The sequence below is a fragment of the Flavobacterium bizetiae genome, assembly GCF_902804475.1.
Classification (GTDB): Bacteria; Bacteroidota; Bacteroidia; order Flavobacteriales; family Flavobacteriaceae; genus Flavobacterium; species Flavobacterium bizetiae.
Genome location: NZ_CADCSU010000103.1, coordinates 63,495 through 88,547, shown reverse-complemented (window position 1 = coordinate 88,547; position 25,053 = coordinate 63,495). Strand labels below are relative to the sequence as shown.

Annotated in this window: 21 protein-coding genes; 18 read left to right on the top strand and 3 right to left on the bottom strand. The window is 35.0% G+C overall.

All coding sequences use genetic code 11. From position 1 onward, the window contains the following. Positions 1–242: 242 nt before the first annotated feature. Positions 243–1,241, bottom strand: coding sequence for a GntR family transcriptional regulator (locus tag FLACOL7796_RS14000; RefSeq protein WP_173971384.1), 999 nt, complete (start codon positions 1,239–1,241; stop codon positions 243–245). A gap of 102 nt (positions 1,242–1,343) precedes the next feature. On the opposite strand from FLACOL7796_RS14000, the gene FLACOL7796_RS13995 reads away from it, so the two are divergent. The 5 genes from FLACOL7796_RS13995 to FLACOL7796_RS13975 all read left to right on the top strand — a co-directional run bounded on the left by FLACOL7796_RS13995 (position 1,344) and on the right by FLACOL7796_RS13975 (position 7,486). Then, positions 1,344–2,399 carry an aldose epimerase family protein gene (locus FLACOL7796_RS13995; protein WP_173971383.1) on the top strand — a complete coding sequence of 352 codons (1,056 nt, stop codon included), beginning with the start codon at positions 1,344–1,346 and terminating at the stop codon, positions 2,397–2,399. A gap of 59 nt (positions 2,400–2,458) precedes the next feature. Continuing rightward, the gene (galK, locus tag FLACOL7796_RS13990) at positions 2,459–3,619 is read left to right on the top strand and encodes a galactokinase (RefSeq protein ID WP_173971382.1); all 1,161 of its coding nucleotides are present in this window, start codon (positions 2,459–2,461) and stop codon (positions 3,617–3,619) included. Positions 3,620–3,635: 16 nt separating this feature from the next. After that, on the top strand, positions 3,636–4,691 hold the full coding sequence (locus FLACOL7796_RS13985) for a UDP-glucose--hexose-1-phosphate uridylyltransferase (protein ID WP_173971381.1): 1,056 nt from the start codon (positions 3,636–3,638) through the stop codon (positions 4,689–4,691). A 222-nt stretch (positions 4,692–4,913) separates the two neighbouring features. Then, complete coding sequence (locus FLACOL7796_RS13980) at positions 4,914–6,599, top strand: sodium/sugar symporter (RefSeq protein ID WP_173971380.1); 1,686 nt, start codon at positions 4,914–4,916, stop codon at positions 6,597–6,599. A gap of 104 nt (positions 6,600–6,703) precedes the next feature. After that, positions 6,704–7,486, top strand: coding sequence for an SDR family oxidoreductase (locus tag FLACOL7796_RS13975; RefSeq protein ID WP_173971379.1), 783 nt, complete (start codon positions 6,704–6,706; stop codon positions 7,484–7,486). A 132-nt stretch (positions 7,487–7,618) separates the two neighbouring features. Here the strand turns inward: FLACOL7796_RS13975 and FLACOL7796_RS13970 are convergent, their stop codons facing one another. After that, positions 7,619–8,485 carry an AraC family transcriptional regulator gene (locus FLACOL7796_RS13970; protein WP_173971378.1) on the bottom strand — a complete coding sequence of 289 codons (867 nt, stop codon included), beginning with the start codon at positions 8,483–8,485 and terminating at the stop codon, positions 7,619–7,621. 109 nt (positions 8,486–8,594) lie between these two features. Here FLACOL7796_RS13970 and fucP point away from each other — a divergent pair, with 109 nt between their 5' ends. From fucP to FLACOL7796_RS13945, 5 genes are all read left to right on the top strand, one after another. Continuing rightward, positions 8,595–9,878 (top strand): L-fucose:H+ symporter permease, encoded by a 1,284-nt coding sequence (gene fucP, locus FLACOL7796_RS13965; RefSeq protein WP_173971377.1) that lies wholly within the window; start codon positions 8,595–8,597, stop codon positions 9,876–9,878. 7 nt (positions 9,879–9,885) lie between these two features. Continuing rightward, positions 9,886–11,541 carry a UxaA family hydrolase gene (locus FLACOL7796_RS13960; protein WP_173971376.1) on the top strand — a complete coding sequence of 552 codons (1,656 nt, stop codon included), beginning with the start codon at positions 9,886–9,888 and terminating at the stop codon, positions 11,539–11,541. A 37-nt stretch (positions 11,542–11,578) separates the two neighbouring features. Then, the gene (locus FLACOL7796_RS13955; protein ID WP_173971375.1) at positions 11,579–12,343 is read left to right on the top strand and encodes an SDR family NAD(P)-dependent oxidoreductase; all 765 of its coding nucleotides are present in this window, start codon (positions 11,579–11,581) and stop codon (positions 12,341–12,343) included. Positions 12,344–12,394: 51 nt separating this feature from the next. Then, entirely contained in the window at positions 12,395–13,243 is an 849-nt protein-coding gene (locus FLACOL7796_RS13950) for a fumarylacetoacetate hydrolase family protein (RefSeq protein ID WP_173971374.1), read from the top strand. A 194-nt stretch (positions 13,244–13,437) separates the two neighbouring features. Then, positions 13,438–14,271 (top strand): amidohydrolase family protein, encoded by an 834-nt coding sequence (locus tag FLACOL7796_RS13945; RefSeq protein ID WP_173971373.1) that lies wholly within the window; start codon positions 13,438–13,440, stop codon positions 14,269–14,271. Positions 14,272–14,727: 456 nt separating this feature from the next. On the opposite strand, the gene FLACOL7796_RS13940 is transcribed toward FLACOL7796_RS13945, so the two are convergent. After that, positions 14,728–15,978, bottom strand: coding sequence for an NAD(P)/FAD-dependent oxidoreductase (locus tag FLACOL7796_RS13940; protein WP_173971372.1), 1,251 nt, complete (start codon positions 15,976–15,978; stop codon positions 14,728–14,730). 101 nt (positions 15,979–16,079) lie between these two features. Between FLACOL7796_RS13940 and FLACOL7796_RS13935 the strand changes: the two genes are divergently transcribed. The 8 genes from FLACOL7796_RS13935 (at position 16,080) to FLACOL7796_RS13900 (ending at position 25,047) form a co-directional block, all read left to right on the top strand. After that, on the top strand, positions 16,080–17,600 hold the full coding sequence (locus FLACOL7796_RS13935) for an HAL/PAL/TAL family ammonia-lyase (RefSeq protein ID WP_173971371.1): 1,521 nt from the start codon (positions 16,080–16,082) through the stop codon (positions 17,598–17,600). A gap of 38 nt (positions 17,601–17,638) precedes the next feature. Beyond that, the gene (locus FLACOL7796_RS13930) at positions 17,639–18,886 is read left to right on the top strand and encodes a WG repeat-containing protein (RefSeq protein ID WP_173971370.1); all 1,248 of its coding nucleotides are present in this window, start codon (positions 17,639–17,641) and stop codon (positions 18,884–18,886) included. 89 nt (positions 18,887–18,975) lie between these two features. Continuing rightward, a complete protein-coding gene (gene fabG, locus FLACOL7796_RS13925) occupies positions 18,976–19,707 on the top strand; it encodes a 3-oxoacyl-ACP reductase FabG (protein ID WP_173971369.1) in 732 nt (243 codons plus the stop codon). Between the two features lie 172 nt (positions 19,708–19,879). Beyond that, positions 19,880–21,115, top strand: a complete 1,236-nt coding sequence (locus tag FLACOL7796_RS13920) for a beta-ketoacyl-[acyl-carrier-protein] synthase family protein (RefSeq protein WP_173971368.1) — start codon at positions 19,880–19,882, stop codon at positions 21,113–21,115. Then, positions 21,108–21,362, top strand: a complete 255-nt coding sequence (locus tag FLACOL7796_RS13915) for an acyl carrier protein (RefSeq protein WP_173971367.1) — start codon at positions 21,108–21,110, stop codon at positions 21,360–21,362. Before FLACOL7796_RS13920 ends, FLACOL7796_RS13915 begins: the two co-directional genes overlap by 8 nt. Then, positions 21,362–22,240 (top strand): LpxL/LpxP family acyltransferase, encoded by an 879-nt coding sequence (locus FLACOL7796_RS13910; protein ID WP_173971366.1) that lies wholly within the window; start codon positions 21,362–21,364, stop codon positions 22,238–22,240. Before FLACOL7796_RS13915 ends, FLACOL7796_RS13910 begins: the two co-directional genes overlap by 1 nt. A 219-nt stretch (positions 22,241–22,459) precedes the next feature. Beyond that, a complete protein-coding gene (locus FLACOL7796_RS13905) occupies positions 22,460–24,100 on the top strand; it encodes a phytoene desaturase family protein (protein ID WP_173971365.1) in 1,641 nt (546 codons plus the stop codon). 44 nt (positions 24,101–24,144) lie between these two features. After that, positions 24,145–25,047 (top strand): NADPH-dependent FMN reductase family protein, encoded by a 903-nt coding sequence (locus FLACOL7796_RS13900; RefSeq protein ID WP_173971364.1) that lies wholly within the window; start codon positions 24,145–24,147, stop codon positions 25,045–25,047. Positions 25,048–25,053 lie beyond the last annotated feature (6 nt).

Here is a 25,053-nt window from a genome sequence, read left to right as displayed (position 1 = left end):
CGTTTTAAACGCTGTGAGAAATAAAATAATCCATCGGGTTTTTGCAGTAATAAAAAACCAAATCCCTTATAAAAAAGATTTGGTTTTATCATAGAAATCAGGATGACAAACTGGATGTTAAATCGTTTTATGAAAACGAGTATCCTAGCCCCGATAGAAGTGGAAATCCTTTTTCTGGCTTCTTTAGCCAGGAAAAGATTGGAACGGATAGCGGGATTAGCTCCTAAAAAAACAAAAAGCTTTTATAAAGAATTACGCATTATAAGCGAGGATTTATTTTCTATTTGTTCTTTCTTTCCTTTTAATACTATGTCTGCCAAAATTTTTCCCATCGTTTCAAAATGGGTTGAGATTGTGGTGATTCCGTTGGCGACAATCTTTTTTAGAGGTGTTTCATTATAGGATATGATTCCGAGATCGATTCCTAATTTCAGGTTCTGATCTCTTGCTTTCTCGATTACGCGTACTAAATCACGATCATTAGGAATAATGTACAAATCGCCCAAAGTGATTTCGCGGTCGGTAAATTCTGTAATGATTTCGTACTCAAAATTATGTTCGGTACAAAAAGCTTCAAACCCAATTTTCATTCCAAGTGGTTCTCTGAAACCCGGGAAAATCAGAATTAGCTTTTCATATTTACTCAGCCTCGATTTTCCTTTAAGCAATCCTTCGAAGATATCTTTTTCGTGATTTTGATAAATAGCGGGATACAATTTTAGATCCGGATTGGTCTGATCCAGTATGATAACTTCGCCTACTGGTAGGGTTTTTATCAATTTAGCTACATCGTTTAAGTCGGTGGGCATAATGATGTATTTTGTATAATTTCCGTTGCTGTCATTTATAAGCTTCTGAAAAACGGGACCATTAAAATGATGAAAGAAAATATCGACCTGAGCATTTTTTCCGATATGCTGCAAAAACGAATTATAGATGTCTTCTTTAAAACTATTTAATTCATCAAATAATAAGAAAATCTTTTGTTTTATGGTCGTTTCAACGCTTTTAACGTAATATCCCTTGCCGGGAATAGCATAAATAATTCCTCTTTTTTTGAGTTCATCGTATCCTAATAAAACCGTATCACGCGATAACGAAAAAGCCAGACACACTTTATTTACAGAGGGTAATCGGTCGCCTTTTACCAGTTTTTCTTCTTCGATTGCTTTTTCTATTGACAGAATTATCTGCTTATATTTTGGCAAACCAATGTTATTTTGAATCGAAATAATATTCATAAAAAAGGAATTTTGGGTGCAATATACAAAAAACTGGTAGGTACTGGTATGCAAACGTAAATAATGTTTCTATTTTTGGATTTCACTTTTGGCAAAAATAATATGGAAATAAAACATATATCGCATTTTCAAAACGGATCTATATCTAAATCATTTGGTTTAATGCCCGATAAGGAAGAAATTCTTTCTTTTGAATTATCAAATAAAAACGGAATGAAAGTTCAGGTCATTAATTATGGCGCTACGGTAACTTCATTACAAATTCCGGTTTCGAATGGTAATCTTGTTGATGTTGTTTTGGGTTTTGACAATTTAGAATCGTATCTGGCTTCGTATAATTTACCGGGTGCTCCTTATTTTGGGACAACTGTTGGTCGTTATGCAGGAAGAATTAGTAAAGGTTCTTTTCAATTAAACGACAAAACGTACCAGTTAAACATTAACAATAACGGAAATACGCTGCATGGCGGAATTGTAGGTTTTGGACAAAAAGTATGGAATGTGACCAACATTACTTCAGGAGATAATCCGTCGATTACTTTGAGTCTTTTAAGTGAGAATTTAGACGAAAGTTTTCCGGGAGAATTACACGTTGACTTAACGTATACTTTGACCGAAGACAATGAACTGAAACTGGAATACAAAGCAACAACTACAGAAGATACTGTTATAAACTTAACGCACCATAGTTATTTTAATCTTGATGGTCATGACGGAGATGTTCTGGATCAGAGTATGTTTATTGATGCTGAAAAAATATTAGAGACAGATTCAGATAATATTCCGAGTGGAAATTTTACAGCTCTTTCTAATCATGATTTTGATTTTAGAACTGCCAAAAAATGTCCTGCAGTTATTGACAATTCGTTTGTTGTTGAAAAAACAAATAATGCTGTAGCAAAATTATACAGTGCCAAAAATAATTTGCAAATGAGCGTTTACACAGATCAGCCAAGTGTACATATTTATGTGGGCGGTAAATGTTCTGATACCTTAAAAGGAAAAGAAAATATAAGTTATCATCCGTCAAGCGGAATTTGTTTTGAAACGCAAAATTTTCCGGATGCACCCAATCAGGAACATTTTCCAAATTCGGTTTTAAGAAAAGGAGATACATACAACCAAAAAACGGTTTATAAATTCGAAAATATAAACTAATATTTATTTACAGAAAAGTTCAAAGAATTACCAGATAATACCATTTCAATTACATCATAATGAATGACATTTTAGTACAGAACACCACTGCTTTTTTTGAGAAATCTTTTGGATCAGCTCCTCAAAAAGTAGTACTTTCTCCAGGAAGAATCAACATCATTGGGGAACATATTGATTATAATGACGGTTATGTTTTGCCAGCCGCAATCGACAAAGTTATTTGTTTTGCTTTTGCGAAAAACAATACCAAAAAATCCCGAATAGTTGCCATCGACTTAAACGAAGATTTTGAAGCTGATCTGACTCAGGAAATCACATTAAGCGATGTGGTCTGGACCAATTATATCCGTGGCGTTATCAAACAATTGCAGGATAATGGTTTTGTTTTTGAAGGTTTTAACTGTGTTTTCAGCAGTAATATTCCGGTAGGTTCCGGTTTATCTTCTTCGGCAGCTTTAGAGTGCGGAATGATTTTCGGAATAAAGGAACTTTTCGATCTGAAAATTGAAAAAGTAGATATCTCTTTATTAGGACAAAAAGCAGAACACTGGGTAGGTATTAATTGTGGTATCATGGATCAGTTTTCGAGCGTTCATGGTCTTGAAAATAAAGTAATTAAATTAGATTGTAATACGCTTGACTTTGAATATCACAATGCTGATTTTAAAGATTATTCTTTAGTGTTATTTGATAGTAATGTAAAACATTCGCTTTTTACATCTGAATACAATACCCGAAGAATTGAGTGCGAACAAGGATTGGCTATTATTAAAGAAAATTTTCCTGAAGTAAAGAGTTTCAGAGATTGTACAGAAGAACAACTTTTGAGCATTCAGGACAAAATAAATCCAACTGTTTTTAAAAGAGTACATTTTGTGGTAAAAGAAATTAACCGCGTAATAAAGGCTTGCGAGGCTTTAGACAACGGAAATATAAAACTTTTAGGACAATTACTTTTTGAAACGCACGATGGTTTATCGCAAGAATATGAAGTAAGTTGTGCCGAATTGGATATGCTTGTAGCTACCGCAAAAGCTGACGATGCAATTATTGGATCGAGACTTATGGGCGGAGGATTTGGTGGATGTACCATCAATTTGATTAAAAAAGGACATGAAAATGAGGTAAAAAGTAAGTTTTCAAATCTTTATTTAGATACATTTGGGATTGAATTAAAATTCTACGATGTAAAAATCTCAAACGGAACAACACTACTTTAATACCACAAGAATTACAATGAAAAATTTTGACATTAACGAAGATCCTCACAGACGTTTTAATCCCTTAATTAATGAATGGGTTTTAGTATCACCTCATCGTGCAAAACGCCCGTGGCAAGGACAAAACGAAACAATTGCAACAGAAGCATTACCTAAATACGACCCAACTTGTTATTTGTGTCCGGGAAATGTTCGTGCAAACGGATTAAACAACCCAAATTACGAAAGCAGTTTTGTATTCGAAAATGATTTTGCTGCCATGAAGCAGGACGAAATTATTTTTGAAGAAGATATTAAACACACTTTCTTTAAAGCAAAACCAGAACAGGGAATTTCAAGAGTAGTTTGTTTTTCTCCAAGACATGATCTTACGTTACCGGAAATGGAAATTGACGGCATCGAAAATATCATCAGAACCTGGCAAAAAGAATACACTGATTTAGGAAACATAAAATACATCAACCACGTTCAGATTTTCGAAAATAAAGGAGGCGTTATGGGTTGTAGTAACCCACACCCACACGGGCAAATCTGGGCACAATCGTCATTGCCAACTCAGGTCGAAAAAACACAAAACAGCCTGAAATCATATTTCGATAAAAACAACAGAACACTTCTTGAAGATTATCTTCAAGCCGAATTAAAAACCGGAGAACGTATCGTAATCGAAAATGATCACTTTGTAGCATTGGTTCCGTTTTGGGCAATCTGGCCTTACGAAACAATGATCATCAGCAAAAGAGCACTTAATAAAATTACTGATTTTACTGCTGAAGAAGTGAATGCATTTGCAACGATTTTAAAGCAATTAACTATTAAGTATGACAATTTATTTAGTACTTCATTCCCATATTCATCAGGAATTCACCAGGCACCAACAGATGGCCTAGAGCATCCGGAATGGCATTTTCACATGCATTTTTATCCGCCATTATTGCGTTCGGCAACGGTTAAAAAATTCATGGTGGGTTATGAAATGTTAGGCGAATCGCAACGTGATATTACACCTGAAAAAAGTGCGGAGATTTTAAGACAACAAGCTGATGTGCATTATAAATCGACTAGTAAATAACCTGTAAAAGTCGTTTATAAGAAAGCCAATTTTAAATTTAACACAATAATTTATTTATAAATGTAAAAAACACATTTGTAAATGGTGTATTTATAATTATTTATTTTACTTTTGGCTTCATTCTTATTTTCATAAAAAAATAACAGAATAAAAACACATATCACATTTTAAACCAAATTAAACAAACAATCACCTATACTAATTTTTAAAATACTACTAACAATGAACCAGAACCTCGCTTTCGCAGATTATGCGGTTTTTATTATTTACTTTATCGTAGTTTCTGCCTACGGTTACACTGTTTACCGCAAACGTAAACAAGACGAACAAGATGCTAAGGCTTACTTTTTGGCCGAAGGAAACTTAACCTGGTGGGCTATTGGAGCATCTTTAATTGCCTCAAATATTTCAGCTGAACAATTCATCGGAATGAGTGGTGAAGGTTTCTTTTTAGGAATCGCTGTTGCTGCTTACGAATGGCTTGCTGCTATCGCACTTATTATTGTAGCAGTTTGGTTTATTCCTGTATATCTTAAAAATAAGATTTACACGATGCCTCAATTCTTAAAAACACGTTACAACGAATCTACGGCATTGATTATGGCGGTTTTCTGGTTGTTTTTATATGTATTTGTAAATTTAACTTCTATCCTTTATTTAGGAGCAGTTGCTATTAATGGTTTAGCCGGTGGAGAATATCTGCACGTGATCATGATAGGTTTAGCGGTATTTGCTTTATTCATCTCTTTAGGAGGTATGAAAGTGGTAGCTTATACAGATGTTATTCAGGTTGCTGTATTAATTATTGGTGGTTTAGTAACTTCGTATATCGCCCTGACAACTGTTGGACAATATTTTGGAGTAGGTGAAAATGCAATTGCCGGTTTTAAAGTTTTGATGAAAGAAGCTCCTGAGCATTTCAAAATGATTATTCCAAAACCAACTGCAAATTCTTCTCAAATTGAAATTGATAAATATTTAACTTTCCCAGGTTTGATGTCTTACCTTGCTGGTATCTGGATCATCAACTTAAACTACTGGGGATGTAACCAATACATTACTCAAAGAGCTCTTGGTGCTGATTTGCAAACTGCCCGTACAGGTATTTTATTTGCAGGTATGCTAAAATTATTAATGCCATTAATCGTAATGTTACCTGGTATTGCTGCCTACGTTTTATACACAAACGGACATTTACCTCAATTAGTTGGAGGAAAAGACGGAGCATATTCTGCTGTATTGACTTTCTTACCAACAGGATTAAAAGGACTTTCGGTAGCGGCTTTAACTGCTGCAATCGTAGCTTCGTTAGCCGGAAAAGTAAACAGTATCTCGACTATTTATACTTTAGATATTCATAAAAAATACATCCAGAAAGATGCTGGCGAAAAACAACAGGTAAACATTGGTAGAATTGCCGTTTTTGCTGCAATGCTTTTAGCTGTTTTATTTACATGGAATGATATCTTAGGAATTGGCGGAGTTGGTGGATTTACCTACATCCAAAAATACACAGGATTTATTAGCCCTGGAGTTTTTGCCATGTTCTTCTTAGGTATGTTCTGGAAAAGAACTACTGGAACTGCAGCAATTGTAGGTGTAATTTTAGGATTTGTTTTATCTGTATTATTCAACGAATATGCACCGGCTTTATTCGGAAACGAAACTTTACTGTACACAGCTTATAATAACGGAAAAGGCGCTTTTGAAATTCCTTTCCATATCTGTATGGGATTATCATTCTTCTTTACAATGTTAGTAATGATTGCCATCAGTTTTGCAGGACCAAAAGTAAATCCAAAAGCATTCGAAATCGATGCTGAAATGTTTAAAGTAAAACCACAAACTACAGTTTTAATCGTAATTACATTATTAGTAATTGTAGCTTTATACGTTAAGTTCTGGTAATTTAGAACGTTTTAATTCTCTCTATTTTTATAGCTGTTGTCATAAAGGCAACAGCTATAAAATTATAAACTAGTTTGTATTTTTCATCTTTAATAAAAAATAACATGCAACTATCACTTACCAACAAAATTATTATAGTAACAGGCGGTGCAAAAGGAATTGGACTTGGCATTTGTAATGTATTAGCTGCCGAAGGTGCCATCCCTTTTATTGTAGGCCGTAATGAAGAGGATAACAATAAAGCTGTAAACGATATCAAAGCTTCCGGAAAAGAAGCATTTCAGGTCGTTGCCGATTTAACAAAACCCGAAGACTGCAAAAAAGCGATTGAAGCTATCATTCAAAAATGTGGCAGAATCGACGGACTGGTAAACAATGCCGGAGTAAATGACGGGGTGGGTCTCGAAAAAGGAAATTATGAAGACTTTGTAGCTTCTTTGCATAAAAACTTAATTCATTATTATCTAATGGCGCAGCATGCGTTGCCTTATTTAATTCAATCAAAAGGAGCAATTGTAAATATTGGTTCAAAAACCGCCGAAACCGGACAAGGAGGAACTTCTGCTTATGCTGCATCAAACGGAGGAAGAAATGCCTTAACCAGAGAATGGGCTGTTGAATTATTAAAATACAGCATTCGCGTAAATGCGGTTGTAGTAGCAGAATGCTTTACGCCTCTTTATGAAACCTGGATCAATACTTTCGAAAATAAAGAAGAAAAACTGGCATCAATTACACAAAATATTCCTTTTGAAAACAGAATGACTACTGTAGATGAAATTGCCAATATGGTCGTTTTTCTTTTATCTGAAAGATCAAGTCATACGACAGGACAAATTATTTATGTTGATGGAGGTTATACCCATTTAGACCGTTCGATTTCTTAAAGAAAAAGGCATTATCATTAAAAAAATAAAACACGAATTTCACTAATTGACACTAATTAATTTAACGAACTAATCTGGTTTACTATTAGTGAAAATTGGTGAAATTCGTGTTTAAAATTAAGCGACAACTCATTAAACTGCAGCACTCTTTTTAAATTCACTAGGAGTCATTCCCATAAATTTTTTAAAAAGCTTATTAAAGTTCGAAGCTGTTTTATAACCGGATTCATAAGCAATCTCAGACATACTCAAATCAGTTTCTAATAAAAACTTGCAAGCTTTAGAAACCCGGATTTCGTTCAAATATTCTACAAAACTTTTCTTTGTTTTTAGTTTGAACATTCTGCAAAAAGAAGTTGGAGTCATATTGGCGATTGCGGCAATTTCAATCAATAAAATGTCTTTTTTGAAATTTTCATTTACATATTGAAAAACTTCCGAAAGCCTGTCTTTTTTAGAATCCTGATGTCCTGAAGAATAGGTTTCATTATTAATATAAACACGATCCTGACTTTCTGAAAGCAGAGATAAAATTTCAAACAAACCAATAATTACTTCAAAATCTTTTTTCAGCAACAGCTTTTCTAATTTTTTAGCGATTTGTTTATTGGTTTTTCCAATAATCGAAATTCCTTTTCCAGCCTGAAAAAACAACTCATTAATTTTTTGAGTTTCTTTTAATTCGTAAAAAGCAGGACCAAAAATATCTTTGCTAAAATAGACCACAATAGCATTTGCTTTTAAAGTCGAAATGCCCTGATAATACATTTCATCATTCAGCCACACGTGCGGCAAATCTGAACCCAAAAAAACCATATCGCCGGGTTCAAAAGGCATCACTGAATTACCAATTATTCGCTTTCCAAAACTCTCCTTCACATAAACCAATTCCAGTTCAGGATGAGAATGAAATGGCGATTGAAAAAACGATTCTTCACGATTTAAAACCGAAACCGTAGAGTTTGTGTAAGATGTTATTTTAGTTTGCTCTAATTTCATGTTCACAAAGATAATTAAAGATTAAACAAGGATAATATCGGATTATTAACTAAGCTGTAAAAATTATAATTTTAAATTTTATTAAACACAAAAATAATCCCAAAAAATTATGAAAGAAGCCGTTTTTCCCGAGTATGACTCTGGCGTAAAGGTCAAAACTTCAAAAAAATGGTTGTTGCCCTATATTTTAGTGACAAGTTTGTTTTTCTTTTGGGGATTTGTGCATAATCTGGACCCTATTTTAATTCCGCATTTGCGCAAAGCATTTAATCTAACCGACTTCGAATCTTCGCTTGTAGATTCGTCAGTTTTCATCGCTTATTTTGCCATGGCATTGCCCGCGGGATATATCATGAGAAAATACGGTTATAAATCAGGAATTCTTGTTGGCTTACTTTTTTTTGGAATAGGATCTGTTTTATTTGTTCCCGCAGCAAATTCACTCGAATACAGTTATTTTCTGGGTGCATTATTTATCATTGCGTGTGGACTTACTTTTTTAGAAACCGCAGCAAATCCGTATGTGACCATTTTAGGCCCGCCGGAAACCGCCACGCAACGACTTAATTTCGCACAATCCTTTAATGGACTTGCCGCTTATATTGCACCTGCCTATATTGGTCCGCTAATTTTATCCAACAAAACCTTATCTGCCGAAGAAGCCAATGCCATGTCAGAGGCTCAAATGCATGCTTATTTAGTAGCCGAAGCGGCAAGTGTAAAAATGCCTTATTTAACCTTGGGATTAATCATTTTAGTGATCACCGTAATTTTCTATTTTACCCCAATGCCGGATGTAAAAGAAAAAGTTGATACTCAGGTTAGCAGCTTTAAAGAAGCTTTTAAATCTGTAAAACTAAAATGGGGAATTTTGGCGCAATTTTTCTATGTAGGAGCTCAGGTTTGTGTGGGTAGTTTTTTTATAAAAATGGCCACAACATCGGCCGATTTATCTGAATCATCGGCAGCTAAATATTTAGGTCTTTTTGGATTATTTTTCATGATTGGCCGTTTTGCAGGAACTTATTTCATGAAATTCGTCGAACCCAAAAAACTATTATTACTGTATTCTTTCATCAATATTGTATTATGTCTCGTAGCCATTTTAGGCAACGGAATGTTAGTCGTTTATACCTTAATTGCCATCGCATTTTTTATGAGCATCATGTTCCCTACAATTTTCTCTATGGGTATAGACGGACTTGCTCATAACACCAAAATAGGATCATCATTAATTGTGATGTCTATTGTAGGCGGCGCCATTCTGCCTCCTATTTTAGGCGCAATCTCAGATCATACCGGAAGCATCCAAAACGGATATATCGTTCCTTTAATTTCATTTTTAATAATCGCCCTTTTCGCATACAAAGGGCAACAACAAACCAGACAATAAAATCATCATGTCCGAGAATAAAACAAAAAAGCAAGTTGTAAAACTGCATCCAGACGATAATGTTTTGGTTGCATTATCTGACTTGCAAAAAGGAGAAAGCATAACTTTTGAAGCCGAAACATTCATTCTAAAAGACCTCATCAAAGCAAAACATAAATTCTATACCCAGGATATGATCAAAGGGCAGGAAGTAATTATGTATGGGGTTCTGGTAGGAAAAGTACAAACCGACATCAGCAAAGGAAGTTTAATGACAACCGAAAATTTAAAACATGCTGCTGATCCTTATGCATACAGAAATGCTTCTTACGAATGGCAGGCTCCTGATATTTATAAATACAAGAACAAAACTTTTAAAGGTTATAAACGAAATGACGGTCGCGTTGGTACGGCCAATTACTGGCTTTTTGTACCAACTGTTTTTTGTGAAAACAGAAATTTAGATGTCATTAAAGAAGCGCTTCACAATCAGTTAGGTTATGCCGTAAGCGATAAATACAATCAGTTTACACACGAATTATTGCAAGGTTACCTTAACGGAGAAGATATCGAAAGCATCAATATTGAACTGAATCCAACGCCAAAAAACAATCGCATTTTTGAGAATGTCGACGGAATAAAATTTTTAAACCATCAGGGAGGTTGTGGCGGAACACGTCAGGATTCAGCGACTTTAAGCGCTTTACTGGCTTCGTATGCCAACCATCCCAATGTAGGCGGAATAACTTTATTGAGTTTAGGATGTCAGCATTTGCAAGTGCAGGATTTTGTCAATGATGTAAAAAAGCAAAATCCTGAATTCGATAAACCTTTATTAATTTTTGAACAGCAGCAAACCGAAAGCGAAGAAGCTTTAATTACAAACGCCATCAAAAAAACATTCGAAGGTTTAATCGAAATCAATCAATACGAAAGAACCGATGCGCCTTTAAGTGAATTATGCATTGGTGTAAAATGCGGAGGAAGCGATGGTTTCAGCGGCGTTTCGGCCAATCCGGCTGTTGGTTATACTTCTGATCTCGTTGTCGCTTTGGGCGGAAAAATTCTTTTAGCCGAATTTCCGGAATTATGTGGTGCCGAACAAAATTTGATTGATCGTTGCATTACCAAAGAAACTGCCGAAAAATTTATTGATTTAATGGAATCTTACGATGCACTGGCTCACAAAGTGGGTTCTGGCTTTCATATGAATCCTTCTCCCGGAAATATAAAAGATGGCTTAATTACAGATGCTATAAAAAGTGCCGGAGCAGCCAAAAAAGGAGGAACTTCTCCCGTTGTCGACGTTTTAGATTATACCGAATTGGTCACTAAACCAGGATTAAGTCTGGTATGCACACCCGGAAATGATGTAGAAGCTACAACCGGAAAAGCAGCTTCTGGCGCTACTTTAATTTTATTTACAACCGGATTAGGAACTCCAACCGGAAACCCAGTTTGTCCGGTAATAAAAGTAGCGACAAACTCTGTTTTAGCTACAAAAATGAAAGATATTATCGATATTGATTGTGGCCCTATAATTAGTGGCGAAAAATCGATCGAAGAAATGGGCGAAGAAATTCTGGACTATTGTATCAAAGCCGCAAGTGGAGAAATTATTCCGAAAGCGGTACAACTGAATCAGGATGATTTTATTCCGTGGAAACGTGGTGTATCTTTATAAAATCCAATCAAAAAAAATAATTTTTAATTCAAGTAAAATGTTTTCATTAAAAAATAAAAAAGCAATTATAACAGGAGGCGGAAGCGGAATTGGAAGGGCGATCTCTGTTTTATTTGCCAAACAAGGAGCCGAAGTTCATGTTTTAGAACTGACTCTTGAAAGTGCCCAAAATACTGTTGAAGAAATAGAATCAAACGGAGGAATTGTTTTTGCCCATGCCTGCGATGTTGCCAATCATCAGGAAGTAAAAACTACTTTTGAAAAAATAGGAGCCATTCATATTTTAGTCAACAATGCAGGAATTGCACATGTAGGCAAAGTAGACACAACCTCTGAAACTGATTTTGACCGCATCATGAATGTTAATGTAAAAGGCGTTTACAATTGTTTACACGCTTCAATTCCAGCATTAAAAAATGCTGGCGGAGGTGTTATTTTAAACCTTGCTTCTATTGCCTGCTGGGTCGGAATTCCGGACAGATTCGCATATTCTACAGCAAAAGGTGCGGTTATGGCCATGACTTTATCTGTTGCAAAAGATTACTTAAAAGAAAACATCAGATGTAATTCGATATCTCCGGCAAGAGTACATACGCCATTTGTTGATGGATTTATTTCGAAAAATTATCCGGGACAAGAAGCCGAAATATTCGAAAAATTATCCCAATCGCAACCTATTGGCCGCATGGGGAAACCAGAGGAAATAGCAACACTTGCTTTGTTTTTATGCAGCGATGAATCTTCATTTATTACCGGTTCTGATTACCCAATTGACGGAGGTTTTATCAAATTAAACAATTAAAAAAATAACTTTTAGAGTTAGAAAAATACAATACTATTAAAAAAAGAGAATATGAAACTAATACGATTTGGAGCAGCCGGTCAGGAAAAACCCGGAGTTTTAATAAATGATAAAAGAATAGATGTTTCGTCTATAGTAACCGATTATAACGAAGCTTTTTTTGAAAATGACGGACTTGCAAAATTAGAAGAAGCTTTAAAAAACAACACTTCTTTTCCGGAAGTAAGCAACGATATCCGATTGGGTTCGCCAGTGGCACGACCTTCAAAAATTATTTGTATTGGCTTAAATTATGTAGATCATTGCGAAGAAACTGGTGCTGCAATTCCAGAAGAACCCATTATTTTCTTTAAATCGACGACATCGCTATGCGGACCAAACGATAATTTAATCATTCCTAAAAACAGCGACAAAACCGATTGGGAAGTGGAGCTTGCTTTTGTAGTGGGCAAAAAAGCCAGTTATGTTGCCGAAGAAGATGCGCTAAACTATCTTGCTGGTTATTGCTTATTGAATGATTATAGCGAAAGAGCTTTTCAGATCGAGCGTGGCGGGCAATGGGCTAAAGGAAAAGGATGCGATACTTTCGCTCCTCTTGGACCAGTTTTAGCTACTGCCGATGAAATTAAAGACGTCAACAATTTATCAATGTGGCTTACTGTAAACGGCAAGAAATTCCAGAACAGTAATACTTCTAATTTGATTTTTAAAATTCCGTTTCTAATTCATTATTTAAGTCAGTTCATGACACTTTTGCCAGGCGATGTCGTAAGTACAGGAACACCTCCGGGAGTTGGACTTGGAATAAAACCAGATCCTGTTTACATCAAACCGGGAGATGTAATTGAGTTAGGAATTGAAGGATTAGGCACCAGTAAACAAGTTGCCGTAGCGTATTAAAAATTACTTGTTGGGTATAATTTAAAAAAAATAAACACATAGAAACATAGATTTTTTTAGCTAAAAGAATGCAAAAAAGAAATACATTTCTTTCACATAGCTATGCGAATTTTAAATAAGTGAACGCCTTTTTTGAGGGTTTAAAATCTTACACCCAACGGGTTTAGAATTGTATTTGCAATTAATATGTATAAATGAAAATCGACAGCCACCAACATTTTTGGAAATACGATCCCATTAAAGAGGCCTGGATTACTCCTGAAATGGCAGTAATTCAAAAGGATTTTCTGCCTCAGGATCTGAAGCCGCTTTTAAGTCAAAACAATTTCGATGGTTGTATTGCGGTTCAGGCAGATCAAAGTGAAAATGAAACTCATTTTTTGCTTGAACTGGCTCGTGAAAATGATTTTATAAAAGGTGTTGTAGGTTGGGTCGATTTTAAAGCTCCAAATATCGAGGAACGATTAGAATATTTTTCAGGTTTTAAAAAACTAAAAGGATTCAGGCATATTTTTCAGGCCGAAACAGATCCTGAATTTATGCTTCGAAATGACTTTTGTAACGGAATTGACAAATTAGCAAAGTATAATTTTACTTATGATATTTTAATTGGTGCTCAAAATTGGCCTTTTGTTACCCAGTTCCTACAAAAGTTTCCGGAGCAACGTTTTGTACTTGATCATTTGGCAAAGCCTGATTTTAAGAAAAGTGATTTTACTGAATTTGAAAAAACAATCCAAAACATTGCAAAAAAACCAAATGTATTTTGCAAGGTTTCAGGTTTGGTTACAGAGGCGCATTGGCACAACTGGAAACCGGAAGATTTTAAAACCGCTCTTGACATCGTTACTCAAAACTTCGGAAGCGATCGTTTAATGTTCGGAAGCGATTGGCCCGTTTGTTTATTGTCTGCCAATTACTCCGCAGTAATTGCCTTAGTAGAAAACTATTTTGCATCGTTTTCTACTGCAGATCAAAAGGCTCTCTGGGGAAATAACGCCGTGAGTTTTTATAATTTAGAAGTATAGTTTTTTACTTAATATTTATTTTTTGAAGAATGAAAGACTGTCTGTAAAGGATGGTCTTTTTTTATTTCTGGCAGAAATATTTCATTGGTAGAAAAAATATTTGCCATGTTAATCAAACGTTCCTACGGAACGTATAACCACAATTCTAATTTGATTCTACCAATGAAACATTCCTAACGGAATGAATTATTAAAAAAGCATTCAGATAAAAAATATTCCGTTAGGAATATCTCATCGGTAGAAAAAAAATAATATCGTTACGCGATGTGTCCTGTAGGGACACCTGATTTTATGAAAACAAAACATTTGCCACATTAATCAAACGTTCCTACGGAACGTATAACCAAATTTCATTTTTTTTCTACCAATGAAACATTTCTAACGGAATGAATTATTTTGAAAGCATTCAAATAAAAATATTCCTAACGGAATGTCTTTAATAAAAAAAAGCCCTGATTATTCAGGGCTTTGTTCTTTCTGCATATTCAATAAATACGCCATATTTGCTATAACATGATCATGTTTCTTCACAAACGGATTTTCTTCGTTCCAGACATACCCTGCCAGAACCGAGCATATTTTTTCTTTTACATCAGGATTTTCGGGTTGGTGAAAAAATAAAGTCTGAAGATTTCCAGTGTACCATTCTTTCACGTAAGTGGTAAAAACCGCAATACCTTTTTTCATATATTCTGTAAATTCAACTTCCCAGTCTACTTCGATTCCTTGCGATTCTTTTAGGTATAATTTTGCTGCCAGCATTCCTGATTCGGTTGCAAAAGCAACTCCGGACGAAAAAACAGGATCTAAAAATTCAGAACTATTTCCGGTTAAGGCAAAACCATCTCCGTACATTCTTTTCACCGCTCTTGAATAATTCTCCAGTTTTACCGGTTCAAACAAAAACTCTGTTCCTTTGAATCTTTTGATATAATAATCTGATTTCTGAATCGCATTGCGCAAGGCCTCCGCATTGTCTTTATTTTCAGATAATGAATTAATAAAGTCTGTTGGTCCCACAACTCCTAAACTTGTATTTCCGTTCGAGAAAGGAATTACCCATAACCAAACTTCGGTTTCCAGAATATCAAAAGAAATCTGAGTTCCCTCCTCGCCTTCTGTTCTGTTTATATCTTTTACGTGTGTAAAAATCGAAGAATGCGGATCTAATTGCGAAGGCGTATCAAGATCTAAAAGTCTTGGTAAAACACGTCCGTATCCGCTGGAATCGATGATAAATTTAGCGTGAATTTCTTTTAGATTTCCGTCTTTATCTTTTACAATTGTCTTAGAGTTTTTACCTTCAAAAGAAACTTCTAAAACTTCTGATTCAAATTCAAGATCAATACCTTTTCTAATTACTTCCTGCGCCATTGTATTGTCGAAATCAGCTCTTGGTACCTGCCAGGTCCAATCCCAGCCTTCTCCAAATTTTTTACTAAAATCAAAAACGCATATTTCTTCCCCTCTTATAAAACGGGCTCCTAATTTTTTCTCGAAATTCATTGCATCGAGGCATTCAAAAAGCTCAGCTTCAGCAAAATGATCCATTACTCTTGGTATCAGACTTTCGCCAACCACCAGTCTTGGAAACTTTGTTTTTTCAACTACTTTTATCTTAACATTGTTTTTATGAAGATAAGATGCTGACACACATCCAGAAGGTCCCGCACCAATCACTAAAACATCAACAAACTCCTTTATCATATTAAAAATATTATCAATTATTAACCTACATTTGCCATCATCAAAATAACTACATTTATTTTGATAAATAAAATTAAATTAGCACAATCAAAACCAGTTTAATGAATACAATTAATGAATATTTAAGTTTAGCAGAATTCGAATCCATCATTTTTGGAAATAACAAAGTTTCGATAAGTGATGCTGTTTTAAACCGAGTAAACGAAAGCTTCAATTTCCTGAAGGAATTTTCAGGAAACAAAGTAATATATGGTGTAAATACTGGTTTTGGGCCAATGGCGCAATACCGCATTAAAGAGTCTGACCAAATTCAGTTACAATACAATTTAATTAGAAGTCACTCATCAGGAACAGGAAAACCTTTGAGTCCGGTTTGTGCAAAAGCTGCAATTTTAGCTCGATTAAATACTTTATCATTAGGAAACTCAGGGGTTCATCCGTCAGTAATTCACTTAATGGCAGAATTAATCAACAGAGATATTACGCCTCTTATATTTGAACACGGTGGTGTAGGTGCTAGCGGAGATTTAGTACAATTATCACACTTAGCATTAGTTTTAATAGGCGAAGGCGAAGTTTTTTATAAAGGAGACAGAAGACCAACTCAGGAGGTTTTCGAAATTGAAGGCTTAAAACCGATTCAGGTAGAAATCAGAGAAGGACTGGCTTTAATAAACGGTACATCTGTAATGACCGGAATTGGAGTTGTAAATGTACACCACGCTAATAAATTATTAGACTGGTCGCTAAAAGCTTCTTGCGCCATAAACGAATTGGTTCAGGCATACGACGATCATTTCTCTGAAGAATTGAACCAAACCAAACGTCATAAAGGACAACAGGAAGTGGCGCAAAGAATGAGACAAAATCTTTCTGACAGTACTTTGATCCGTAAAAGAGAAGACCATTTATATTCTGGAGAAAACACTGAAGAAATCTTCAAAGAAAAAGTTCAGGAATATTATTCTTTAAGATGTGTACCTCAAATTTTAGGTCCGGTTTTAGAAACCATCAATAATGTTGCTTCTATTCTTGAAGACGAATTCAACTCGGCAAACGACAATCCTATTATAGATGTAAAAAACAAACACGTTTACCACGGAGGAAACTTCCACGGCGATTATATTTCGCTTGAAATGGATAAACTAAAAATTGTTATTACTAAATTAACCATGTTGGCAGAACGTCAGTTGAATTATCTATTGAACTCAAAAATCAACGAAATTCTTCCTCCATTCGTCAACTTAGGAACATTAGGATTCAATTTCGGAATGCAGGGTGTTCAGTTTACAGCAACCTCAACAACTGCCGAAAGCCAAATGTTATCCAACCCAATGTACGTGCACAGCATACCAAACAACAATGACAATCAGGACATTGTAAGTATGGGAACAAATGCTGCGGTTATTACCTCAAAAGTAATCGAAAATTCTTTTGAAGTTTTAGCAATCGAACTCATTACAATCGTTCAGGCAATTGATTATTTGGTACAAAAAGATCAAATTTCATCTGTTACTAAAAAATGGTACGACGATATTCGAAATATAATTCCTACATTTAAAGAAGATCAGGTGATGTATCCTTTTGTTCAAAAAGTAAAAGATTATCTGATCAACAGTTAAAACTTTATTTTACAGTATTAATATTGAACCTTAAAATCATGAAAAAACCACTTATTTTTTTATTCGTATTATTTATTCAATTTGTTAATAGTCAGGAATTGGCTTTAGTTAAAAAGAACGGTAAAATTGGATATATCACTAAAGATGGAAACTTTAAAATTGAGCCTCAATATAAATCAGCCAAAAGCTTTTCTGAAGGTTTAGCAGCGGTTGAAGATAATGGTAAATGGGGATTTATTGATGCTAAAGGAACATGGGTAATTCCGGCTACTTTTAAAGACACTAAAGAATTTAACAGCGGAATTGCGGTAGTACAAAAAGATAAGGACTGGGTTTATATTAATACAAAAGGAGAAGTACAGACTCCGCCGCCTACTGAAAAATTATTTGATTTTAATGATGGTGTTGCTTTTATAAGACAAGGCAAAAAAGTGGGGTTAATCAATTCGAAAATGGCCATTGTTTTAGAGCCAAAATACGATCAGATCAAATCGTTCGAAAATGGTTATGCAAGAGTTGAGAACAATAAAAAATGGGGAATTATTAATACTTCAGGTAAAGAATTAGTAGAACCTGTTTATGACGAAATAGGAAATTATTTTAAAAACACAACCTGGGCAAGAAAAGACAAAACTTTTGGACTTGTAAGTTCCGGAAACTTTATTGTAGTGGATGGCGCTGACAAAATCTGGGATTTTGAAACTCAGGATTTAACGTATGCCAGAAAAGGTGGTAAAATTGGTTTTATTGACATCAAAGGAAACTGGACTATTCTACCTATATATGATAAAGCAAAAGCATTCTCTAAAAATTTAGCTCCGGTTTGTATTGGGTCTAAATGGGGATACATCAATCCTAAAGCTGATTTTATTATTCCGCCAACCTATAGCGATGCAGAAGTTTTCAGTACAAACGGATTGGCTCCTGTAAAAGAAAAAAACTGGGGATTTATTAATGAATCAGGAAAATTGGTAATACCAACTCAATACGGCATTACTGCAAATAGCTTCGTAATTGCTTTGTTTGTACAACAAGACAAAGGTTTTATTGATGGCATTGCAAGAGTAAAAAACGAAGGTAAATGGGGATTTTTACGACCTGACGGAACGGTATTAAGCAACCAATGGTTTGAAAATGCTGAACTTTTTTCGAAATCAAAAGAAAGAAATATTGTAAGCGAAGTGGCTGCTGAAAAACCTAAAGCAGAAACAAAACCGGCAGCAAAGTCTGAAACAAAACCAGCTACAAAAACGGCTACAAAACCAGTAGCCAAAAAGAAAAAATAAAATCTACTAACCAATAAAATACAAATAGGGTATCGCTTTTTTACTAGTGATACCCTATTTTGACCCATAAAAAAATAAATTCTACAGATATGAAATGTGTATTAGTAACTGGCGGTTCACGAGGAATTGGAAGTGCTATTTGTAAAAAATTAGCCGTAGATGCAAATTATCATATCCTGATTAATTACCACTCGAATAAAACAGCAGCTGAAGAAACACTTCAGGAAATACAAAAATTAGGAGCCACCGGAGAAATCTTAGGTTTTGATGTTTCTAATTTCGAAGAAGTACAAAAAATATTAACGCAATGGCAGGACGCCAATCCTGAAGCGATTGTAGAAGCAATTGTAAACAACGCCGGAATTACAAAAGATGGTCTTTTTATGTGGATGACTCCCGAAGACTGGAACGGCGTTATGAACACAAGCGTAAACGGATTTTTTAATGTAACACAATTTTTGATTCAAAAAATGTTACGCAATAAATATGGCCGAATCGTCAATATCGTTTCGGTTTCAGGAGTAAAAGGAACAGCCGGACAAACCAATTATTCGGCAGCAAAAGGGGCAATTGTTGCAGCTACAAAAGCATTGGCTCAGGAAGTTGCCAAACGAAATATTACTGTAAATGCTGTAGCACCAGGTTTTATAAGAACCGACATGACAAGCCAACTCGACGAAAAAGAATTATTAAAACTAATTCCGGTAAATCGTTTTGGCGAAGCCGAAGAAGTGGCAGATTTGGTAAGCTTTTTGATTTCAAAAAAAGCAAGCTACATTACAGGCGAGATTATCAATATAAACGGAGGAATTTATTCTTAAAAATATTTCTTCCGCGTTTGCGAGATTTTTTTAAACGTCAAAAATTGCTCGCAAAGACGCGAAGCTGCAAAGTTTTATTAAAAACTTAAAAAAAGAATAAGCTTTGCGGCTCTGCTCCCGATAGCTATCGGGATTGCGAAATTAAAAAAATTACAAAACACTTTGAAAGACGATGAATAAGAGAGTAGTAATTACTGGAATGGGAATTTATTCTTGTATCGGAACTTCTTTAGAAGAAGTAAAAGATTCTTTATACAACGGAAAATCTGGTATTCAGTTTGATCCTGAAAGAAAAGAATTTGGTTTTCAGTCTGCCCTTACGGGAATGGTTCCGAAAGCAGATTTAAAAAATTTATTAACCCGCAGACAGCGTATGAGCATTGGTGAAGAAACCGAGTATGCTTATATGGCCACAATCGAGGCTTTGAAAAATGCGAATATAGACGACGCTTTTTTCGATACTCGCGAAGTGGGAATTATGTACGGAAACGATAGTGTCTCAAAAGCTATTATCGAAGCAACAGATATTGTTCGAGAGAAAAAAGATACCGCATTAATAGGTTCGGGAGCCATTTTTAAATCGATGAATTCTACCGTAACGATGAATTTATCTACGATTTTTAAGCTCCGCGGCATCAATCTTACCATAAGTGCTGCTTGTGCCAGTGGTTCGCATTCTATAGGTCTGGCTTATTTTTTAATAAAAAGCGGATTTCAGGATATTATTATTACCGGAGGCGCTCAGGAAATCAACAAATATGCGATGAGCAGTTTTGATGGTTTAGGCGTTTTTTCAAATAGAGAAAATGAACCTGAAAAAGCTTCCCGTCCATTTGATGCTGATCGTGACGGATTAATCCCTAGTGGTGGTGGTGCTACTTTAATTCTCGAAAGTTATGAATCTGCGATTGCAAGAGGCGCTACCATTATTGCCGAAGTTTCAGGTTACGGATTTTCATCAAACGGAGGACACATTTCGACGCCCAATGTCGAAGGTCCGTCTATAGCCATGCAACGAGCGCTGGATGATGCCCAATTAAAAGCAACTGATATTGATTATATAAATGCTCACGCGACCTCAACACCTGTAGGAGACGGCAATGAAGCCAAAGCTATCTTTGAAGTTTTTGGCGAGAAAAATCCGTATGTAAGTTCTACAAAATCAATGACAGGACATGAATGTTGGATGGCCGGAGCCAGCGAAGTAATCTACTCGATCTTAATGATGCAGCACGATTTCATTGCACCCAACATCAATTTAGACAATCCTGACGAAGATGCTGCCAAATTAAATTTGGTCAAAACTACTATAAACAAAAAATTTGACATATTTTTGTCCAATTCCTTCGGGTTCGGAGGAACCAACTCCGCGTTGGTGGTTAAAAAGTTTAAATTGAACGATGAATAAAGAAGAGATTATAGCAAGAATAAATGGTTTTTTAGTTGAGGAGTTTGAAGTAGATAATGATGATATTGAACCAGATGTTAATTTAAAAGATACACTTGGGTTAGATAGTTTGGACTATGTTGATTTAGTCGTTTCAATCGAAGCCAACTTTGGTGTAAAACTAGTTGAAGTTGATTTCGTTGGAATTGATTCTTTCCAAAGTTTTTATGATCTTATCGAAAACAAATTAAAAGCCAAAACTGCTTAATGAGCAAATGGGATGGCAAATCAAAAGGAACTGTTTTAGGATATAAAATATTCGTTTTTTTAATACAAAAAGCGGGTGTTAAAGCTGCTTACGTTTTACTTTATTTTGTTGCTTCTTACTATTTTTTATTTCTAAAGAAAAGTAACAAAGCCATTTCTTATTATTTTAAAGAAAGGCTTGGATATTCCTGGTTTAAATCTAAAAAAATGGTATTCAGGAGTTATTACACTTTTGGACAAACCATTATTGATAAAATTTCCATTTCGGCAGGAATGCGAAACAAATTTACCTATGAATTTGACGGAATCGAAACGCTGAAAAACCTTTTGGCAGAAAAAAAAGGAGGAGTTTTAATCAGCGCGCATATTGGGAATTTTGAGATCGCCGAACATTTTCTGGGCGATATCGACATCGATTTTCAAATTAATCTGGTTACCACAGATCTAGAACATTCTGCTATTAAAAATTATCTCGAAAGCGTTACCCAAAAACCTACCGTTAAGTTTATCATTATCAGAGAAGATCTTTCTCATATTTTCGAAATTAATGCGGCACTTTCTAAAAACGAATTGGTTTGTTTTACCGGCGATCGTTATTTTGAAGGTACCAAATCATTATCTGAAAAAATTCTTGGCGAAGAAGCCAACTTTCCAGCAGGTCCATTTTTAATTGCTTCAAGATTAAAAGTTCCTGTAGTTTTTGTTTATGTAATGAAAGAACCCAACTTGCATTACCATCTTTATGCACGCGAAGCCACAGTAAAACATCGCGACGAAAAAGGATTATTGAAAGCGTATATTGAAAGCGTAGAATCTATGGTGAAAAAATATCCTTTGCAATGGTTCAACTACTTTGATTTTTGGAATCAATTGAAATAAAAATAAACCATTAAAGATAAATTTAACCGCAATCCCGATAGCTATCGGGATTGCGGTTAAAATCGAAACCAATTTTAGATTTTTATTAAATTAATATCTGCTTATCAGCTGAAATCTTTTTAGATCTGCGTGAAAAAATAATTCGTGAATTCGTGGCAAAAATAAAAATCATTTAATTAAATGTCGTTCTTTTATACTTTACAATTCTAAAAGTAAGATATGCAGGAATTTGACACAATTATTATTGGTTCAGGAGTTGGCGGATTATCCACTGCAATATGTCTTGCAAGAGCCGGACAAAAAGTTTTGGTACTCGAACAACATTATGTTCCTGGTGGCTGGAGTCATAGTTTTACTTTACAAGGTCAGCGTTTTAGTCCCGGCGTGCATTATGTAGGCCAATTAGAACAAGGACAATCGACCAACGAATTGTATCGCGGTTTAGGAATTGCCAATGACATGGTATTTTTCAGGATGAACAAAAATGCCTACGAACATTGTTTAATAGGAGACGAAAGTTTCGATCTTCCCGCCGGAGTCGAAAATCTGAAGCAAAAACTTTCTGAACATTTTCCGCACGAAGAAAAAAACATTCACGAATATCTTTCACTTATCGAAAAAGTGAGTTACGAATTGCAATTAATTCCCAAACTAAAAGGAATCTGGCAGAATATCACCGTTCCGTTTCGAACCAAACATTTCGGAAAATTTGCCCTTTTTTCTTTAAAAAAAGTAATTGGCTGGCATGTAAAAGATCCCAAACTAAAAGCCGTTCTTAATATTCAATGTGGCGATCACGGACTTCCTCCGGCTCGCGCTTGTTTTCCGGTGCATTGTTCTGTGATGAGTCATTATTTTGATGGAGGTTTTTATCCCATGGGCGGTGGCGGCGGAATCGTAAAAGCCATGACAAAGGGTGTAAAAAGACACAACGGAGAAATACGCGTAAAACAAAACGTTCGTAAAATCATTATCGAAAATAAAAAAGCAGTTGGTATCAGGCTTGAAAATGGCGAAGAAATACGAGCTAAAAATATCGTTTCAAATGCTGATCCTTCCATCACCTATTTAAATTTAATTGATAAAGAACATCTGAGTAAATCACTTCTTAAGAAACTCGACAAGACAAAATATTCGGTTACTTCTTTGATTTTATTTCTCACACTTGATGTTGATGTTACCTTATATAATATTGATTCCGGAAATTTCTGGATGATGAAAGATGAAAACGACGATGCTAATTTTGAGGATCTAATGAGTAGTAATATTGATTCCGGAGATTCATTTCCATCAGTATTTATCAGTTGTACAACCCTCAAAGATCCGGCAAGTTTTAACGGACGTTATCATAACTTCGAAATTGTCACTTACGTGAATTATGATCATCTGAAAGATTTTAATGGTTTAGACGATTATCACAACGAAGAATACAAAATATTCAAAGAAAAAATCATCGATAAGCTGATGAACAATCTCGAGAAAATAATTCCGAATGCGAAACAACATATCATTCAGGCAGAATTAGGAACTCCAAAAACAAATGAATTTTATATTAATTCGACAAAAGGGAATGTGTACGGAACCGAAAAAACATTGAATCAGGTTGGCCCATTCGCTTATAAAAACAAAACCGAAATCGAAAATCTGTTTCTTTGTGGCGCTTGTACCTTGTCTCATGGCGTTGCAGGAGCAACATATTCTGGTGTAGAAGCTGCTGCTGCTATTTTGGGCTGTAAATCTGATGATTTATTATTAGAAGATGAAAATCAAAAAATCAGAATCTATGATGCCGAAGATTCTGCCACATGGCCTGATTGGGTTCATACCAAACGAACAGATAAAATAAGGAAATTCGTTTAAAAAAAATACTTATTTTTGCGCAACCACCAAAGAAACCAACCAAAATGAAAAATGTTCTTGTTATTTATTATTCGCAATCTGGACAATTAGAAGAAATAGCACGAAACATTGCAAAGCCTTTTCTAAATTCAGAAGAAATAAATGTAACGTTTCACGAAATACAATTAGAAAAACCTTTCCCTTTTCCTTGGGATAAAGATTCTTTCTTTGATGCTTTTCCAGAATCATTCCTTCAAATACCAACAGCATTAAAACCAGTTCCGGACGAAATTCTAAATACAAAATTCGATCTGGTTCTATTTCATTATCAGGTTTGGTACTTATCGCCATCAATACCAATCAATTCCTTTTTGAAAAGCGATGATGCAAAAAGAATATTAAATAATACACCTGTTGTTACCATAAGTGGTTCTCGTAATATGTGGATCATGGCGCAGGAAAAAATCAAAACTTTACTTAAAGGAGCCAATGCACAATTGGTAGGAAATGTAGCTTTGGTCGATCGCGTTGGAAATTTAATCAGTGTAATCACGATTGTAGAATGGATGTTCTCCGGAGTTAAGAAAAAACATTGGGGAATTTTGCCTCTACCGGGAGTTTCGGATAAAGACATTCAGGAATCGGATAAATTTGGAGAAGTAATTCTTTCTGCCCTAAATCAGAATAATTTTGAAGATTTACAACCAAAATTACTTTCTGCTGGTGCAGTAAAAATCAGCCCGTATCTCGTTACTGTAGACAAAACCGCGAATAAAATTTTCGATAAATGGTCGAATCTTATTTATAAACATCAAAAAAACAGAAAACAGCTGCTTAAAGTATTTAATGTTTATTTATTCCTCGCAATATGGTTAATCTCACCAATAGTATATATATTGCACCTTATTACCTACCCTTTTAAGTTAAAAACTATAAAAAAAGAAACTCGATATTATCAAGGAGTTTAGAAGACG